Origin of the sequence: Klebsiella huaxiensis (assembly GCF_003261575.2) — a bacterium.
GTDB lineage: Bacteria > Pseudomonadota > Gammaproteobacteria > Enterobacterales > Enterobacteriaceae > Klebsiella > Klebsiella huaxiensis.
Genome location: NZ_CP036175.1, coordinates 3,922,679 through 3,938,849 on the forward strand (window position 1 = coordinate 3,922,679; position 16,171 = coordinate 3,938,849).

General features: G+C 54.7%; 19 protein-coding genes. 6 read left to right on the forward strand and 13 right to left on the reverse strand.

What is annotated here, in order from left to right:
- The first annotated feature begins 101 nt into the window (after positions 1-101).
- The 5 genes from artP to artJ all read left to right on the forward strand — a co-directional run bounded on the left by artP (position 102) and on the right by artJ (position 3,883).
- Entirely contained in the window at positions 102-830 is a 729-nt protein-coding gene (gene artP, locus DA718_RS18815) for an arginine ABC transporter ATP-binding protein ArtP (RefSeq protein ID WP_112214677.1), read from the forward strand.
- 19 nt (positions 831-849) lie between these two features.
- Positions 850-1,581, forward strand: coding sequence for an arginine ABC transporter substrate-binding protein ArtI (gene artI, locus DA718_RS18820; protein ID WP_110275253.1), 732 nt, complete (start codon positions 850-852; stop codon positions 1,579-1,581).
- Between the two features lie 6 nt (positions 1,582-1,587).
- Positions 1,588-2,304, forward strand: a complete 717-nt coding sequence (gene artQ / locus DA718_RS18825) for an arginine ABC transporter permease ArtQ (RefSeq protein WP_110275255.1) — start codon at positions 1,588-1,590, stop codon at positions 2,302-2,304.
- Positions 2,304-2,972 (forward strand): arginine ABC transporter permease ArtM, encoded by a 669-nt coding sequence (gene artM / locus DA718_RS18830; protein WP_112214678.1) that lies wholly within the window; start codon positions 2,304-2,306, stop codon positions 2,970-2,972. Before artQ ends, artM begins: the two co-directional genes overlap by 1 nt.
- 179 nt (positions 2,973-3,151) lie before the next feature.
- Positions 3,152-3,883 (forward strand): arginine ABC transporter substrate-binding protein ArtJ, encoded by a 732-nt coding sequence (artJ, locus tag DA718_RS18835; RefSeq protein ID WP_112214679.1) that lies wholly within the window; start codon positions 3,152-3,154, stop codon positions 3,881-3,883.
- A gap of 155 nt (positions 3,884-4,038) precedes the next feature.
- Here the strand turns inward: artJ and DA718_RS18840 are convergent, their stop codons facing one another.
- From DA718_RS18840 to DA718_RS18895, 12 genes are all read right to left on the reverse strand, one after another.
- Positions 4,039-5,511 carry a sensor histidine kinase gene (locus DA718_RS18840; protein WP_112214680.1) on the reverse strand — a complete coding sequence of 491 codons (1,473 nt, stop codon included), beginning with the start codon at positions 5,509-5,511 and terminating at the stop codon, positions 4,039-4,041.
- Positions 5,508-6,224: a response regulator transcription factor gene (locus tag DA718_RS18845; RefSeq protein ID WP_112214732.1), complete on the reverse strand. Its 717-nt coding sequence runs from the start codon at positions 6,222-6,224 to the stop codon at positions 5,508-5,510. The genes DA718_RS18840 and DA718_RS18845 overlap by 4 nt, the downstream gene beginning before the upstream one ends.
- Positions 6,225-6,302: 78 nt before the next feature.
- Positions 6,303-7,433: a 23S rRNA (uracil(747)-C(5))-methyltransferase RlmC gene (gene rlmC / locus DA718_RS18850; RefSeq protein ID WP_112214681.1), complete on the reverse strand. Its 1,131-nt coding sequence runs from the start codon at positions 7,431-7,433 to the stop codon at positions 6,303-6,305.
- A 42-nt stretch (positions 7,434-7,475) separates the two neighbouring features.
- Entirely contained in the window at positions 7,476-7,964 is a 489-nt protein-coding gene (locus DA718_RS18855; RefSeq protein ID WP_112214682.1) for a YbjO family protein, read from the reverse strand.
- Between the two features lie 57 nt (positions 7,965-8,021).
- Positions 8,022-8,867, reverse strand: coding sequence for a putrescine ABC transporter permease PotI (potI, locus tag DA718_RS18860; protein ID WP_110275269.1), 846 nt, complete (start codon positions 8,865-8,867; stop codon positions 8,022-8,024).
- Positions 8,864-9,817: a putrescine ABC transporter permease PotH gene (gene potH / locus DA718_RS18865; protein ID WP_112214683.1), complete on the reverse strand. Its 954-nt coding sequence runs from the start codon at positions 9,815-9,817 to the stop codon at positions 8,864-8,866. Before potH ends, potI begins: the two co-directional genes overlap by 4 nt.
- A gap of 10 nt (positions 9,818-9,827) precedes the next feature.
- On the reverse strand, positions 9,828-10,961 hold the full coding sequence (gene potG / locus DA718_RS18870) for a putrescine ABC transporter ATP-binding subunit PotG (RefSeq protein WP_110275273.1): 1,134 nt from the start codon (positions 10,959-10,961) through the stop codon (positions 9,828-9,830).
- 142 nt (positions 10,962-11,103) lie between these two features.
- Positions 11,104-12,216 carry a spermidine/putrescine ABC transporter substrate-binding protein PotF gene (gene potF / locus DA718_RS18875; RefSeq protein ID WP_112214684.1) on the reverse strand — a complete coding sequence of 371 codons (1,113 nt, stop codon included), beginning with the start codon at positions 12,214-12,216 and terminating at the stop codon, positions 11,104-11,106.
- Between the two features lie 348 nt (positions 12,217-12,564).
- The gene (locus tag DA718_RS18880) at positions 12,565-13,044 is read right to left on the reverse strand and encodes a type III secretion system chaperone family protein (RefSeq protein ID WP_112214685.1); all 480 of its coding nucleotides are present in this window, start codon (positions 13,042-13,044) and stop codon (positions 12,565-12,567) included.
- An 89-nt stretch (positions 13,045-13,133) separates the two neighbouring features.
- The gene (gene rimK, locus DA718_RS18885) at positions 13,134-14,036 is read right to left on the reverse strand and encodes a 30S ribosomal protein S6--L-glutamate ligase (RefSeq protein ID WP_112214686.1); all 903 of its coding nucleotides are present in this window, start codon (positions 14,034-14,036) and stop codon (positions 13,134-13,136) included.
- Positions 14,037-14,151: 115 nt separating this feature from the next.
- The gene (gene nfsA / locus DA718_RS18890) at positions 14,152-14,874 is read right to left on the reverse strand and encodes a nitroreductase NfsA (protein WP_112214687.1); all 723 of its coding nucleotides are present in this window, start codon (positions 14,872-14,874) and stop codon (positions 14,152-14,154) included.
- A complete protein-coding gene (locus DA718_RS18895) occupies positions 14,858-15,148 on the reverse strand; it encodes a YbjC family protein (protein ID WP_110275280.1) in 291 nt (96 codons plus the stop codon). The genes nfsA and DA718_RS18895 overlap by 17 nt, the downstream gene beginning before the upstream one ends.
- 205 nt (positions 15,149-15,353) lie before the next feature.
- Here DA718_RS18895 and DA718_RS18900 point away from each other — a divergent pair, with 205 nt between their 5' ends.
- Positions 15,354-15,617, forward strand: coding sequence for a GrxA family glutaredoxin (locus DA718_RS18900; protein WP_110275282.1), 264 nt, complete (start codon positions 15,354-15,356; stop codon positions 15,615-15,617).
- 6 nt (positions 15,618-15,623) lie between these two features.
- Here the strand turns inward: DA718_RS18900 and ybjM are convergent, their stop codons facing one another.
- Positions 15,624-16,007: an inner membrane protein YbjM gene (ybjM, locus tag DA718_RS18905; RefSeq protein ID WP_110275284.1), complete on the reverse strand. Its 384-nt coding sequence runs from the start codon at positions 16,005-16,007 to the stop codon at positions 15,624-15,626.
- Between the last annotated feature and the right edge of the window lie 164 nt (positions 16,008-16,171).

The following is a 16,171-nucleotide window of genomic DNA, read 5'->3' on the forward strand; positions in this document are numbered from 1 at the left end:
AACGTGGTTTACATTTAACTTTTAACGCATAAATATTGCATAACTATTCTGCCAAAGGTACTATTTGCGGCCTCAATTGCTATTTGTATCAGACTGCCCAGATGAGCATTAAATTAAACGGCATTAATTGCTTCTACGGCGCGCACCAGGCGCTGTTCGACATCACGCTGGATTGCCCGCAGGGGGAAACGCTGGTGCTGCTCGGCCCAAGCGGTGCCGGTAAAAGCTCGCTGCTGCGCGTACTCAACCTGCTGGAAATGCCGCGTTCCGGTACCCTGCACATTGCCGGGAATCATTTCGACTTTACCAAAGCGCCTTCTGACAAAGCCATTCGAGAGCTGCGCCAGAACGTCGGTATGGTTTTCCAACAGTACAATCTGTGGCCGCATCTGACCGTGCAGCAAAACCTGATTGAAGCCCCCTGCCGCGTACTCGGCTTAAGCAAGGATCAGGCTTTGGCCCGCGCCGAAAAGCTGCTCGAACGTCTGCGCCTGAAACCCTACAGCGATCGCTATCCACTGCATCTTTCCGGCGGTCAGCAGCAGCGTGTCGCCATTGCCCGCGCGCTGATGATGGAACCGCAGATTCTGCTGTTTGATGAACCGACAGCAGCGCTCGATCCAGAAATCACCGCTCAGATCGTCAGCATTATTCGCGAACTGGCTGAAACCGGCATCACGCAGGTTATCGTCACCCACGAGGTGGAAGTGGCGCGTAAAACCGCGAGTCGCGTGGTGTATATGGAAAATGGCTATATCGTCGAACAAGGGGATGCAGACTGCTTCACGCATCCGCAAACCGACGCGTTTAAAAACTATCTTTCACATTGATGTTTTCGGGGAAATGACGATGAAAAAAGTACTGATTGCCGCTCTTCTTGCGGGCATGAGCCTCTCCGCCACCGCAGCCCAGACCATTCGTTTCGCCACCGAGGCTTCCTATCCTCCGTTTGAAGCGATTGATGCTAATAACAAAATCGTCGGATTCGATGTCGATTTGGCCAATGCGCTGTGTAAAGAGATTGATGCCACCTGCACCTTTACCAACCAGGCTTTCGACAGCCTGATCCCCAGCCTCAAGTTCCGTCGTTTCGATGCGGTAATGGCCGGGATGGACATCACCCCTGAGCGTGAAAAACAGGTGCTGTTCACCACGCCATATTACGAGAACTCAGCGCTGTTCGTCGGTCAGCAGGGTAAATTCACCAGTATCGATCAGCTTAAAGGCAAAAAAGTCGGCGTCCAGAACGGCACGACTCACCAGAAATTTATCACCGATAAGCACCCGGAAATCACCACTGTTCCTTACGACAGCTACCAGAACGCGAAGCTGGATCTGCAAAACGGCCGTATTGACGCCGTCTTCGGCGATACCGCTGTCGTCACCGAATGGCTGAAGAGCAATCCGAAGCTGGGAGCAGTAGGCGACAAAGTCACCGACAAAGACTACTTCGGCACCGGTCTCGGCATTGCGCTGCGTCAGGGCAATACCGAGCTGCAGCAGAAATTCAACGCTGCGCTGGAAAAAGTGAAGAGCGATGGGACTTACCAGTCTATCTATAACAAATGGTTCCAGAAGTAACGCTGAATGAACGAATTTTTTCCATTAGCAAGCGCCGCCGGGATGACCGTCGGCCTTGCCGTTTGCGCGCTGATCATCGGCCTGGTGCTGGCGATGCTGTTTGCCGTCCTCGAGTCGGTGAAGCTGCGTCCGGTCGCCTGGCTCGCAACCGGCATTGTCACCCTTTTGCGCGGACTACCGGAAATTCTGGTGGTTCTGTTTATCTATTTTGGCTCATCACAACTGCTGCTCATTCTTTCTGACGGCTTTACGATCAATCTCGGCTTTGCGCAGATCCCTGTGCAGATGGAAATTGAAAACTTCGACGTCAGCCCGTTCCTCTGCGGGGCCATTGCCCTCTCTCTGCTCTACGCCGCCTATGCGTCGCAGACCCTGCGCGGGGCGCTAAAAGCAGTCCCTCAGGGACAGTGGGAATCCGGTCAGGCGCTGGGATTATCGAAAGCCGCCATTTTCTTTCGCCTGGTGATGCCGCAAATGTGGCGGCACGCGCTGCCGGGTCTCGGCAACCAGTGGCTGGTGCTGCTGAAGGATACCGCGCTGGTAAGCCTGATCAGCGTCAACGACCTGATGCTGCAAACCAAAAGTATCGCCACCCGTACCCAGGAGCCGTTCAACTGGTACATCATCGCGGCGGCAATCTATCTGGTCATCACCCTGTTAAGTCAGTACATCCTCAAACGTATTGACCAGCGTGCGACGCGCTTCGAAAGGAGTCCAGGCTGATGCTTGATTACTTACCCGAACTGCTCAAAGGGCTACATACCAGCCTGACGCTGACTGCGGCATCCATCGCGGTGGCGCTGATTTTGTCGCTGATTTTTACCATCGTCCTGACGCTTAAAACGCCGGTGTTGGTATGGATTGTTCGCGGCTACATCACGCTATTTACCGGCACGCCGCTGCTGGTGCAGATCTTCCTGATTTACTACGGCCCGGGCCAGTTCCCGTCGCTGCAGGAATACCCGGTACTCTGGCATCTCATTTCAGAGCCCTGGCTCTGCGCGCTGATCGCTCTTTCTCTCAACAGCGCCGCTTATACCACTCAGCTGTTTTATGGTGCTATTCGCGCTATTCCTGACGGTCAGTGGCAATCCTGCGGCGCGCTGGGGATGAGCAAGAAAGATACGCTGGCTATTTTGCTCCCGTATGCTTTCAAACGCGCCCTCTCCTCTTACTCCAACGAAGTGGTGCTGGTGTTCAAGAGTACTTCTCTGGCCTACACCATTACCTTGATGGAAGTGATGGGCCACAGCCAGCTGCTCTATGGCCGTACCTATGATGTGATGGTGTTCGGCGCCGCCGGGATTGTCTATCTCATCGTCAACGGTCTACTGACGCTGCTGATGCGTCTGGTTGAGCATAAAGCGCTGGCTTTTGAGCGACGAAACTAGCGGCTAAAATGCATAATAAGTAAACGTGTGACGGATAAGGTTAATGACTTATCCGTCTTTTTTTATTCAAATTAAAATAATTATCCATATTTATTGAATATAAATTCATTTAGTGGCATTGTTAACCCCAGCCGCAGACACGGCACAACAACATAAGATTGACCGACGGGAGTTTGACGATGAAAAAGTTAGTTCTGGCCGCACTGCTTACCTCTTTCGCCTTTGGCGCCGCAGCCGCAGAGAAAATCAGCTTTGGCGTTTCTGCAACCTATCCACCGTTTGAATCGATGGACGCCAACAACCAGATCGCCGGTTTCGATATCGACCTGGCAAACGCGCTGTGCAAACAAATGCAGGCTGAATGTACTTTTACCAACCATGCTTTCGACAGCCTGATCCCGGCGCTCAAATTCAAGAAATATGATGCGGTGATTTCCGGTATGGACATTACTCCAGAACGTAGCAAGCAGGTGGCATTTACCGACCCGTACTACGCCAACTCCGCGCTGGTGATTTCGAAGAAAGATGTTTACCACTCTTTCGACGATCTCAAAGGCAAGCGCATCGGTATGGAAAATGGCACCACGCATCAGAAATACCTGCAGGATAAACACCCTGAAGTGAAGACCGTAGCCTACGATAGCTACCAGAATGCGTTTATCGACCTGAAAAATGGCCGTATTGATGGGGTATTTGGCGATACCGCCGTGGTTAACGAATGGCTGAAAACCAACCCGCAGCTGGGCGCGGCGACGCCGAAAGTCACCGACCCGCAATACTTTGGCACCGGCCTCGGCATTGCGGTACGCCCGGATAATAAAGCACTACTGGAAAAACTGAACGCTGCGCTGAAGGCAATTAAAGCCGACGGCACCTACGACAAAATCAGCAATCAGTGGTTCCCGGAGTAATCCTTCCCGGAGGCGGCGCGGTGCGCCTGTCCGGGCTACCCAGCCCGCAGACGACTGTGAACCTGTAGCCCGGGCAAGGCGCATCAAGCGCCGCCCCCGGGATGATAATGTGCAACCACACGACCTGGACAGAGCCGGTCAACAAACCAAGAACCTTAAACCGGCAGGGTAAACTGGAAACAGGCCCCTGCCGGTGCTTCCAAAAGGCGTATATCGCCACCGTGTAGCTGTAGCATCCTGCGCACAATCATCAAGCCCAACCCCCCTCGCGATGCGCTTTGCGCGCCCGGCTCCAGTACCGAAGGCCGTTCGAATAGCGTCGCCCGTAGTTCACCAGCCACTCCCGGCCCGCTATCCGCGACCTCAACGATAATCTCCGGCCCTGAACGATGCGCCATCAGGCGAATCACGCCGCCTTCCGGGGTGTGCCGCAGGGCGTTATCCAGTAAATTAGTCAGCACCCTTTCGATCATAGACAGGTCCGCGACAACCGGCGGCAAACCCTCCGACAGCTCCAGCTGCAAAGCAATTTTTCGCGTGGCGATCGTCAAATCGAACTTTTGCGCCACGTCCTGCACCAGCTCAGCCAGCACAAACTTCTCCGGCTGCGGCTTAATTCCCCCGTGTTCCAGGCGGGCCAACTCAAACAGCTGCTGAGAAAGATGACGAACTTTATTCCCCTGACGTAGCGCGATGTTCAGATACTGTTTGTTCTCCTCCACCGTGAGTCGATCGGCCTTAAGGGTCAATGTTTCCAGATAGCCCAGCAACGAGGTCAGCGGCGTGCGCAGGTCGTGAGAGATATTAGCGACGAATTCGCGACGCTGGCGATCGCTATCGGCCAGGCGATCCCACTGCCCGGCAATCTGGCGGGCCAGCTCGATAAAGCGGTTATGCAGCACGGCCACTTCATTCCCCGGATTCGCGTCCGGTGCCTGCGCCGCCAGCGCCTTAATCGCGCGAATGCTGTCTTTTTCATCCGTCGCCACCAACGCGGTAAGCTGGCGTACCGGGCGCGTTACCCAATACCAGGCAAGGCCGCCCGCCAGCAGGCCAAGACCGACGACCAGTACAAGGGTCCACAATAACAGGCTCCCCAACGTTTTCTGCCAGGCGCTTGCCGCCAGTTCATTGAAGGTTTCACCCTGTAAAATGATATACAGATAGCCGCGCAGCTGGCCGTCCTGCCTTAGCGGCGCGACGCTAAACACTTTTTGCTGGTCAATACTGCGCGGGTCGTCGCCATAAATCGGCCACGTGCCGCCGGAGAGAAAAGTTTGTACCGGGGCCAGACCAATACGCTGGCGCTTGATATGACCCGGCGGCGCAGCGTCAGCCAGCAGCTCGCCGTCGGGTGAAACCAGATACAGCTCGACGCTTGGGTTAAAGGTCATCAGCCGGTCGAAAAGCGGTTTCAGCATCTGGCGGTCAACCTGCCCCTGAGAGTCCAGAAGCGGTTCGCGGGCGGCAATTTGCTGCGCCAGTCCGGCAGAGAGACGCTGCACCATCGCATTACCATATTGCGCGCTGCTGTAGAGCTGGATCAGACACACGGCGACGGCACAGAGCAGCAGCAGCGAGGTGAAAACCAACGCCAGGCGCTGGCTGAGGCTGAGACGGTGGATCATGACAGCGCCTCTTTGCGCTCCACGGCGAATTTATAGCCTTTTCCCCAGACGGTCAGGATGATGTCAGGTTCAGCCGGGTCGTGCTCAATTTTGGTACGCAGGCGGTTGATATGCGTATTGACCGTATGCTCATAGCCATCGTGCTGATAGCCCCATACCTGGTCAAGCAGCGCCAGGCGGGAAAAGACCTCTCCCGGGTGGCGGGCAAAGTAGTACAGCAGGTCAAACTCTCGCGGCGTGAGATCGATCGCCTCGCCGCGCAGCTTCACTTCGCGGGACAAGGGGTCGATGCTCAGACCATGGCTGACGATGCGCCCGGCATCCATCAACAGATTCTGGCCCATCGCCTCCTGGCGGCGAAACACCGCTTTCACTCTGGCGGTCAGTTCGAGAATTGAAAAGGGTTTAGCAAGGTAATCATCCGCGCCCATTTCCAGCCCCTGCACGCGCTGGGTTTCGCTGGCGCGGGCGCTGATAATAATGACCGGCAGGTAACGAGTTTGCTGGCGAATGCGCCGACAGATTTCCAGACCATCAACGTTGGGCAGCATCAGGTCGAGAATCACCGCATCCCAGATCTCTTTCTCCAGCCGCTGTAGCGCCTGCGCCCCGTCCGCCTCGTGGACAATCTGATACCCCTCATCCTGCAGATTCAAGCGCAGCAGCGCAGCGATATCGTCATCATCTTCAACCAACAGAATTCTCTTAACCACCGGCAGCACTCCGCTTTTCATACATTCTGATTAGCCAAGCTTACCCGATCTTCGCCTGCTGAAGAGTTCACATTTTAGTTATACTTCGCGAACCAGTAGGGTCAGCACCTCATAGTGGGCGGTGTGGGGGAACATATCGAACAGCTGCACGCGTTCGATACGATACCCGGTCAGACGAGTGATATCTTTCGCCATCGTCCGGGCGTTACAGCTGGAGTAGATAATAAAGTCTGGCGCCATGCGGCTTAAATAGTCGCACAGCTCGCTGCCAATACCGCGACGCGGCGGATTCACCAGTACCAGCTCCGGAACCTCACCTTCACCAGTAGCAAACTGCGTAGAGTCGAGCGCCTGAAAATGCAAATTGAGTAAACCTAACTCCGCCGCCGACTGTTTTGCGCAGGCGATGGCTTCCGGGGCGATCTCAATCCCGGTCAGGCGCATCTGCGGTGTGGCGCAGTGCAGTCCAAAGCCGCCAACGCCGCAGAAGAGATCCCACATATGGTTAATCGGTAGCTGGCGCACCCAGTCGCGAGCGGTGGCATACAGCTGGCTGGCAACCACCGGGTTAGTCTGAAAGAAGCTCTGCGGGCGGATCCACAGCGGCAAGCCGTTGAAATTTTCCGCCAGCGCCTGCTGGTCAGTGAGGAAGATTTCCTGCTCTCCCTCCATGATAGCCATATGCACCGGCTGAATATTGGCGGTAATCACTTTCAGTTGCGGAAGCTGTGCCTGTAGCTCCGGCAGCGCCGCGCGCAGTTGGGCAAGCTTGGTCTCTGAGCGCAGAACAAAGCGCAGCATCATACCGCCATCCTGCTGGCTTTCGGTGAGCAGAATATACTTCAGCTCGCCGCGTTTACGGGCCACGTTGTAGGGCGTGAGTCCGGCACGGGCGATAAACGGTTTAAGCGCGGCAAATACGGGGGCAAAACTTTGCGGGTAAAGCGGGCAATCAGTCAGGTCTTCTGCCCCACCATCACGGTGCAGCATCCCGAGGAGCGGGCGTTCCACGCTACCGCTGACCACCATTTTCGCTTTGTTGCGAAACCCGGTTTCCGGGCCGCACACCGGCGCGCACCAGTTGGCTACCGGAGCATCCGTCAACAGCGTACGCAGGTCGGCCATTTTATCGGCGAGCTGTTGAGATATCGGTAGTTCGAGCCACTGGCAGGAGCGACAGCGGTTCGCGTCATAAAGTGCGCAGTGCATAACAAGACCTTCAAAAAAACAGGGGCGGGGATTGTATCACCGTTACTGTAAACGGAAAAAGCGTCGGCACGGTGTAGGAACAAACAGAATGGCCAGCACCAGCAGATCCGGCAGTTTTTGCAGCACCAGAGAACGGAATATTTCACGCTTCGACTCTCCGGCGATGCTAAAGAGCTCCGGATAACCGTAGCCCAGAGAAGCGGCCCACAGGTAGCCAATCACGATAATCTGAGTCAACAGGAACAGCCAGCGCGCCCAATTACGCCCTTTTACCAGCGAAAACGCGCACCAGATTTCAACGAACACCAGCACCAGGCTTGAGAGGAAAACCAGGGTTAACGCCCACGTCTGTACGCTGCGATGAACGAACTCTTCAATACCCTGAACGCCAAGCTGATTGAGGATCATCAGCAAATCCAGGCCGCGGATTAAAATAATGGCGAAAGCCGCCACCTGCACCAGCGCAGGAACGTTAAGACGAGCATGAGATGAACGCGTTTTAGTAAACAATCCCAACGTAAAGTCTTCCATGAAAACGGCGCCACAAATGCGGCGCCGATGTTAACTCTATTGCAGATTTTAGGCGGTTCAGCCCCTTCTTGCACGCTGGATATCACGCACCCGCTGCTTTTCCGCGCGAGCCATTAAATACCAGGCGATAAAACCGACAATCCCGACCACGCCGAGGATTAAGGTCGCCAGGGCGTTAATCTCCGGATTGACGCCCATGCGCACGCTGGAGAAGACCAGCATCGGCAGCGTTGTCGCGCCCGGGCCGGAAACAAAGCTGGCAATTACCAGGTCGTCCAGCGACAAAGTGAACGCCAGCAGCCAGCCCGAAACGACCGCCGGCATAATCATCGGCAGCGTAATGACAAAGAAGACTTTAAGCGGCGCAGCGCCAAGATCCATCGCTGCCTCTTCAATTGAGTGGTCCAGCTCGCGCAGACGCGAAGAAATGACCACCGCGACGTAGGCGGTACAGAAGGTGACGTGCGCCAGCCAGATCGTCAGCATTCCGCGATCCGACGGCCAGCCAATAGAGTGCCCTAACGCAACAAACAACAGCAGCAGCGACAAACCCGTTATTACATCGGGCATTACCAGCGGCGCGGTGATCATAAAGGCAAAGCCGTTTGAACCGCGGAAGCGGCCAAAACGCACCATCACTACCGCAGCAATAGTGCCAAGGATAACCGCCGCCGTCGCGGCGCAGGCGGCAATGGTCAGGCTCAGTCCCACCGCGCTCATCATCGCATCGTCATGAAAAAGCTCGCGATACCAACGCGTCGACCACCCAGCCCAGACCGTCACCAGCTTCGAGCTGTTGAACGAGTAAATCACCAGCATCAGCATTGGCGCATACAAAAAAGTAAAGCCGAGCACCAGAATCAAAATTCGCCACGGCGAACGGACTACCGGCAAATTATTCATCCGTGTTCCCCCACCTGTTTTTGCTGATGCTTGTGAAACCACATGATCGGTACGATCAGCAGTAACAGCATCACGATCGCCACCGCCGAGGCTACCGGCCAGTCGCGGTTATTAAAGAACTCCTGCCACAGCACGCGGCCAATCATAATGCTGTCCGGGCCGCCCAGCAGTTCCGGGATAACGAACTCCCCTACCGCCGGAATAAACACCAGCATCGACCCGGCGATAATGCCGCCTTTGGTGAGCGGAACGATCACCTGGAAGAAGGTTTTCAGCGGTCTGGCGCCCAGATCCAGCGACGCCTCGACCAGTGAGTAATCAATGCGCGTCAGAGCGGTATAAATCGGCAACACCATAAACGGCAGATAGGCGTATACAATGCCGATATAGACCGCAAGGTTGGTATGCAGGATCTCCAGCGGCTGATCGATAACCCCCAGCCACAACAGGAAGTTATTCAGTACGCCGTTGCTTTTCAGCAGTCCCATCCAGGCATAGACGCGGATCAGGAACGACGTCCACGATGGCAGGATAACCAGCAGCAGCAGGATGTTGCGCGTCGATGGTTTACTGTGCGCGACAGCCCACGCCAGCGGGTAGCCCATCAACAGGCAGCAGAACGTCGAGATCCCCGCCACCTGAAGCGACTGTAAATACGCTTCGAAATAGAGCGGATCGTCGGTGAGCTGCAGGAAATTGCCTAGATTCAGCGTCAACGTCAGCTGGCCGTCAGCCCATTCCAGCAGATCGGTATAAGGCGGGATCGCCCGCGCCATTTCCGCCAGGCTGATTTTAAACACAATCAGGAACGGCAGCAGGAACAGCAAAATCAGCCACACGTAAGGTAGCGCAATCACCAGTTTGCGCCCGTGAGACATTTGCAGGCGCGCCAGCCACAGCGCAAAACCGCCCGGCTTTTTAGCGCCTGACGGAGGTTCTAATGTACTCATCGCCCTCTCCTTACACCGTCAGCACAACGCAGCTATCGGCGTCCCAGCACAAACGAACCTCATCGCCCCACGTTGGCGCACCTTTGCGGTAGCGGTGTTCGTTTTGTAGCTGGGCGCTGATCATCTGCCCGCTTTTCAGGCGTACATGATAGATAGACAGGTCACCGAGATAGGCGATATAGATAACTTCGCCCACCGCAAAGTTGTAGCCATCCGCAGGCGGATCTTCGCAGAGCATGATTTTCTCCGGACGCAGGGCTACCCACACCGGGACGTTATCGACGACGGAAGCATCCGGATCGACCTTCAGCGGATGCGTCAGCCCCGGCGAATCCAGCACCAGGCCATCTTCCTGACGCTCTTTCACCAGTCCTTCGAAGACGTTTACCGAACCGATAAACTCCGCGCTGTAGCGGGTGGTCGGATGCTCGTAAATCTCCTCCGGCTCGCCAATTTGCACAAACTTGCCGCGGTTCATAATGGCGATGCGTCCCGCCATAGTCATCGCCTCTTCCTGATCGTGGGTCACCATCACGCAGGTCACCCCAACGCGTTCAAGGATATCGACCACTTCCAGCTGCATCCGATCGCGCAGCTTTTTGTCCAGCGCCCCCATCGGCTCATCAAGCAGCAGCAGCTTTGGCCTTTTCGCCAGGCTGCGGGCCAGCGCCACGCGCTGGCGCTGGCCACCAGAAAGCTGATGCGGTTTGCGCTTCGCGAACTCCTGCATATGCACCAACGCCAGCATCTCCTGCACCCGGCTGGTGATTTCAGCTTTTGGCAGCTTGTCCTGCTTGAGGCCAAAGGCGATATTCTGCTCCACCGTCATATGCGGAAACAGCGCGTAGGACTGAAACATCATGTTGATAGGCCGCTGATACGGCGGCACCCGCGCCAGATCGACGCCATCGAGAACAATCTGCCCAGCTGTTGGCTGTTCAAAACCCGCCAGCATGCGCAGCAGGGTCGATTTACCACAGCCGGATGCGCCCAGCAGGGCAAAAATTTCGCCTTTGTAAATGGTGAGATTGACATCGTCGACGGCGTGCTGCCCATCAAACGACTTGGTTAGATTACGGATTTCCAGTAGCGGGGTCAGCGCTTTGGGGGCTTTTGCCTGCGGGCGGGGGGTTGCGTCATTCACGGGGTGTTCTCCGGCAGAAATCAAAACTGGTGCAAACGCACTGTTATGGTGCGTATCGCCGGGCAGCGCTAGCGCTTGCCCGGCCTACGGGTTTTGTAGGCCCGGTAGCATTAGCGCCACCGGACAACGGTATTAAAAGTCGTTATTTCCCGCTTTTCACTTTTGTCCATGCGCGAGTACGCACTCGGTCGATTTTCGGATCCTGTACTTTCAGGGTGAACAGCTTGGCGAATACGTCAGCTGGTGGATAAATTGCCGGATTATTACGAATCTCTTCGCTAACCAGCGGCGTAGAGGCTTTGTTACCGTTAGCGTAATAAACGTGATCGCTAATATGCGCGATGACATCCGGACGCATCAGATAATTAAGGAACTGATAAGCCTCATCTTTATTTTTGGCATCCGCAGGCATGGCGAAGACATCAAAGAACGCCAACGCACCCTCCTTCGGAATAAAGTAGGAGACGTTTACGCCGTTCTTCGCTTCTTTCGCCCGATTAGCCGCCTGCCATACGTCGCCCGCCCAGCCGATAGCAACGCAGATATCGCCGTTGGCAAGGTCATTGATGTACTGCGAGGAGTGGAAATAGCGGATGTTCGGACGCAGCTTAAGCAGCAGGTCGGTCGCCGGGCCAGTGTAATCATCGGCTTTACTGCTGTTCGGATCTTTGCCGAGATAGTTCAGCACGGTGGCGAAAATCTCTTCCGGAGCATCCAGGAATGAGACGCCGCAGCTTTTCAGTTTCTCCAGGTTTTCCGGTTTCATCACCAGATCCCAGCTGTCCAGCGGTACATCTTTGCCCAGAACGGCTTTGACTTTATCCACGTTGTAGCCAATTCCAGTGGTCGCCCACAGGTACGGTATCGCGTATTTATTGTCCGGGTCGTGCTTCGCCACCAGCTTCAGCACTTCAGGATCGAGGTTTTTCCAGTTGGGGAGCTTGCTCTTATCCAGCGGCTGGAAAACCCCTGCCGCCAGCTGGCGTTCGAGGAAGCTCGCCGATGGCACCACCAGGTCAAAACCGGTGCTGCCCGCCATTAATTTTCCTTCCAGCACTTCATTGGAATCAAAAACGTCATATACCACTTTAATACCGGTCTCTTTTTCAAAATTCGCCACCGTATCCGGCGCAATATAATCAGACCAGTTATAAACATGCAGGGTTTTTTGTTCGGCTGCGAGCGAACCGGCAGAAACGGCCATCAGCGCACCCGTAACCAGACCTGTTAACCATTTTTTACCAAAGGCGGTCATATCTCTTATTCCTTCTCAATGCCCGTTAACAAGCGGGCTGAATATACGCACTTGTTTGCATGCAATAATCATGCATATTTTTTCATTGCCTAAGAAAAGGAGAGAGGACCTCTCCCGGAATGGTTGCCCGCAACTGGAAGCATCGTCAGAATAACTGTAGCCAGAATAAGAGGCTATAGCCCAGGTAAAAAAACGGCTTTTATCAATTTTTTATGCAATAAGGGTCTATGTGATAAGCCGAAAGCGGCAGAATGGCGGTGAAAAATTCTTTAAAGAAAGGTTAATGGCAGAATAAAAGCGGGAAATACGCAGCCGCTATGGTAGTGGCTGCGCTATTTTTCGACAGGCTTAGTGAAGAAAATGGTACTGGATACTCTCAGCAACGGGCTCTTCTTCCTCAGGCTTATACAACACCTGATTGGCGCTGGCTTCGAGCATAACCATTGAAATCTGTTCTTCGCTCTGACGGAAAAACCACGCGAACTGATCAAAGGTAATACCGACACCTACGATCAGCGCCTGGCACACCACCAGTTTCGGCAGATTATCATCCTGAATATCGAGAAAAGCCTTCACGGTCAACGAACTGGCGTTAATCGCTGAAAGATCGGCAGAGAGCGGGAGCAGCGCAGAGGGCTTAACTTCCGCCAGAGCGGAAAAGAGTACCACGTTGTCCACCAGGTCGAGTTTGGCATCAAAAATGCCTTCGAAATTCTGCATATGCGGCAGATGTAACGCCTGGCAGGAATCACACTCAAAAAAGCTGATGCCCAATTCGTCGAGCCATTGACGTAACGTATCAAGACCCGGAACGACCAGTGAATCCATATGACCTGTGACCTCTTGCTGTGGAAAATGCGACGCCATAGCTTACGCAAAAAAAGCGTCGCGTACCATGACGCTGTCGTGAAAGGGAACTAACCTCCCATTTTCAGACAAAACCCCGGTGTTGCCTGACGTTCAATCCAGTCAATCATTCGCCCGGCAATATCCGCCCCCGTTGTGGTTTCAACGCCTTCCAGGCCAGGAGAAGCATTCACTTCCATCACCAGCGGGCCGCGCGTAGCACGCAAAATATCGACGCCCGCCACATCCAACCCCAGCGTTTGCGTGGCTTTAATCGCCATTTCTCGCTCTTGCTCGCTGATGGTCGCGACCGTCGCCACACCACCGCGATGCAGATTGGAACGGAAGTCGCCCTCCTTCGCCCGGCGTTCAATCGCCGCCACCACTTCATTGCCCACCACCAGGCAGCGCACATCCCGACCTTTCGCCTCGGCGATATACTCCTGCACCAGAATATGAGCGTTCAGACCGCGAAATGCGTCAATCACGCTCTCCGCCGCCTGGCGGGTTTCGGCCAGCACCACGCCGATGCCCTGCGTACCTTCCACCAGTTTTACCACCAGCGGCGCACCGCCCACCATCGCGATCAGGTCGCTGGTATCATCCGGTGAATGGGCAATCCCGGTGAGCGGCAGGTCAATCCCCTGACGCGCCAGCAGCTGTAGCGAGCGCAGCTTGTCACGGGCGCGCGTAATAGCGACAGACTCATTCAACGGATAGCTGCCCAGCAGCTCAAACTGTCGCAGCGCGGCGGTGCCGTAATAGGTGATCGCTGAACCGATGCGAGGGATCACAGCATCGAAATGCGGTAGCTGGCGGCCTTTATAGTGAATCGATGAGGCCACCGGACTGACGTTCATATAGCAAGAAAGTGGATCGAGGATTTCGACCTGATGACCGCGTTTATGCGCGGCTTCACGCAGGCGTCGACATGAATAAAGCGTTCCATCCCGGGATAATATGGCAATTTTCACCCTGTACCTCTGCGAAAAGACCCGCTTTGGCGGGCCTTTGATAGCTAACAACGACTCAATTTTACGCTGACCTTGCAAAATCGCCTGGCGTCAGGCCGGGGCAGTTTACACGCAATCAGCGCGTAGCCCATCCCTGCTTATGCAGATATTCAAGAATAAACGGGCGACTCTCTTTAACAATAGTACGACGGATATGGTCGCTCCAGGTATCACGACGCGTGTTGCTCCCACGTGACAGATAATACTGCGCCAGTTGCTCGTCATATTCGCTAAGTACCGTATCGTCTAGCGGCTGATAACTGTTTTCGTGCACCAGCATCGCCGATGGCATGCGCGGTTTTACGTCCGGGTTGTCTGCGGGCCAGCCAAGGCATAGACCGAACAGCGGCAGTACGTGCTGCGGCAGCTTCAGCAGTTCGGTCACCGCGTCAATATTGTTGCGCAAGCCGCCGATATAGACACCGCCCAATCCCAGAGACTCTGCCGCCACCAGCGCATTCTGCGCCATAATCGCGGTATCAACGCAACCCAGCAGCAATTGTTCCGCCAGTCCCAGTTGGGCATCGGGGCAAATTTGCTGATTGCGGTTAAAGTCGGCGCAGAACACCCAGAATTCGGCTGCCTGCGCCACGTGCTTCTGGCCGCCGCTCATTGTCACCAGCTGTTGACGCAGCTGTGGATCGGTAACACGAATGATTGAGGTACATTGTAAAAAACTGGAGCTGGAAGCCCCCTGTGCACCGGCAATAATCGCAGCGCGCTGTTCATCACTAATAGGCGCGTCGGTAAAATGGCGAATAGAACGGTGGCTACGCAGCAGCTCAATGGTCGGCGTCATCTCGTTTTTCTCTGTCAGACAAGTAAGAAGGTGGGGTTTTGGTTTGCGTCAACTGGGGGGCAATCACTTTCGCCACCCGCCACATTAACGCCACGGCGGCCGGGAGCATCAGCAGGATCCCCGCGAAAATCATCAATAGCGCAGCCGTCGGGCTGGAAAACGGCGCGGGTAGACTGACGTACTGATTGAGCGATAGCCAGGCCAGGGTCAACAACACCATGCCGAGAATCTCAACCACCAGCACGCTTTTTGGCAATGCAGCGGGCGATCGCATAACACTCCTCCGGTCCAAATGATTCGTACAACCCAGCGAGAACGGGTCACGCAACAGGGCCAGTATAGCGGTTTCATCGCCAGAGTATTTATCAAACATAGCCCTAAACCATCGAAGCAAAAGGCAGAACCTTCTTTCCCTCGTCGGCATAACGCGTCATGATACGCCCCATTCGCCATTAGGCTGAGATTTAAGGAGAGAAACGATGTTTACCGTAATTTTTGGTCGTCCAGGTTGTCCGTATTGCGTTCGCGCCAAAGAACTGGCTGAAAAGTTGACTAATGAGCGTGATGATTTCAACTATCGCTACATTGATATTCATGCCGAAGGCATCAGCAAAGCCGATCTGGAAAAAACCGTGGGCAAACCGGTAGAAACCGTACCGCAGATTTTTGTCGATCAGAAACACATCGGCGGCTGCACGGATTTTGAAGCCTGGGCGAAAGAGAATTTGGGTCTATTTGCCTGAGACGGCTCAATCTTCTGATGAGTGCTTGCGTCTGGTATCAAGCCAGGCGCAAATAAACAGAAAGCATAATGCGCCAAGCGCGCACCAGAACACCGCGCTAAACAACCACGCCAGCTCCTGCCAGAAAGAACGCTGAGTCACAAAGAAAAGCCGCATTACTACCAGACAAATGGGGGCCGCCAGCATCGCGCCGATAAGGGGACGAATAACCCGCTGTCCAGGTGAGAGGCAGCTTGCCGCAGCGCCGGGGAGTAAAAAAAACAGTAGCCCGAGCTCGGGATTACCGGTGGCCCGAAAGGCGCCTTTCATATGTAACAGCAGTGATAAACAAACCACAATAAATAGAAAGAACCCACAGATTATACCGGCCCAAGCACGCTCAGATTTCACTACATCCTCCTGATTTTGCCTCTAACCAACTTCCACTTCGTCCAGTCAGATAAAGATTCTGGCAGTCCATTCCAATTAAAGATCCCGCCAGTGCAAAAACGATTGTTACTAGCCGAAGCCTCCAGGAAGGATTAAACTATCGACTATATTTTGCTGGTTATAAC

Excerpts from the sequence above, each read along its gene's own strand:
- artP (WP_112214677.1), top strand. The coding sequence starts at position 102 with ATGAGCATTAAATTAAACGGCATTAATTGCTTCTACGGCGCGCACCAG.
- artI (WP_110275253.1), top strand. The coding sequence starts at position 850 with ATGAAAAAAGTACTGATTGCCGCTCTTCTTGCGGGCATGAGCCTCTCC.
- artQ (WP_110275255.1), top strand. The coding sequence starts at position 1,588 with ATGAACGAATTTTTTCCATTAGCAAGCGCCGCCGGGATGACCGTCGGC.
- artM (WP_112214678.1), top strand. The coding sequence starts at position 2,304 with ATGCTTGATTACTTACCCGAACTGCTCAAAGGGCTACATACCAGCCTG.
- artJ (WP_112214679.1), top strand. The coding sequence starts at position 3,152 with ATGAAAAAGTTAGTTCTGGCCGCACTGCTTACCTCTTTCGCCTTTGGC.
- DA718_RS18840 (WP_112214680.1), bottom strand. The coding sequence starts at position 5,511 with ATGATCCACCGTCTCAGCCTCAGCCAGCGCCTGGCGTTGGTTTTCACC.
- rlmC (WP_112214681.1), bottom strand. The coding sequence starts at position 7,433 with ATGCACTGCGCACTTTATGACGCGAACCGCTGTCGCTCCTGCCAGTGG.
- DA718_RS18855 (WP_112214682.1), bottom strand. The coding sequence starts at position 7,964 with ATGGAAGACTTTACGTTGGGATTGTTTACTAAAACGCGTTCATCTCAT.
- potI (WP_110275269.1), bottom strand. The coding sequence starts at position 8,867 with ATGAATAATTTGCCGGTAGTCCGTTCGCCGTGGCGAATTTTGATTCTG.
- potH (WP_112214683.1), bottom strand. The coding sequence starts at position 9,817 with ATGAGTACATTAGAACCTCCGTCAGGCGCTAAAAAGCCGGGCGGTTTT.
- potF (WP_112214684.1), bottom strand. The coding sequence starts at position 12,216 with ATGACCGCCTTTGGTAAAAAATGGTTAACAGGTCTGGTTACGGGTGCG.
- DA718_RS18880 (WP_112214685.1), bottom strand. The coding sequence starts at position 13,044 with ATGGATTCACTGGTCGTTCCGGGTCTTGATACGTTACGTCAATGGCTC.
- nfsA (WP_112214687.1), bottom strand. The coding sequence starts at position 14,874 with ATGACGCCGACCATTGAGCTGCTGCGTAGCCACCGTTCTATTCGCCAT.
- DA718_RS18895 (WP_110275280.1), bottom strand. The coding sequence starts at position 15,148 with ATGCGATCGCCCGCTGCATTGCCAAAAAGCGTGCTGGTGGTTGAGATT.
- DA718_RS18900 (WP_110275282.1), top strand. The coding sequence starts at position 15,354 with ATGTTTACCGTAATTTTTGGTCGTCCAGGTTGTCCGTATTGCGTTCGC.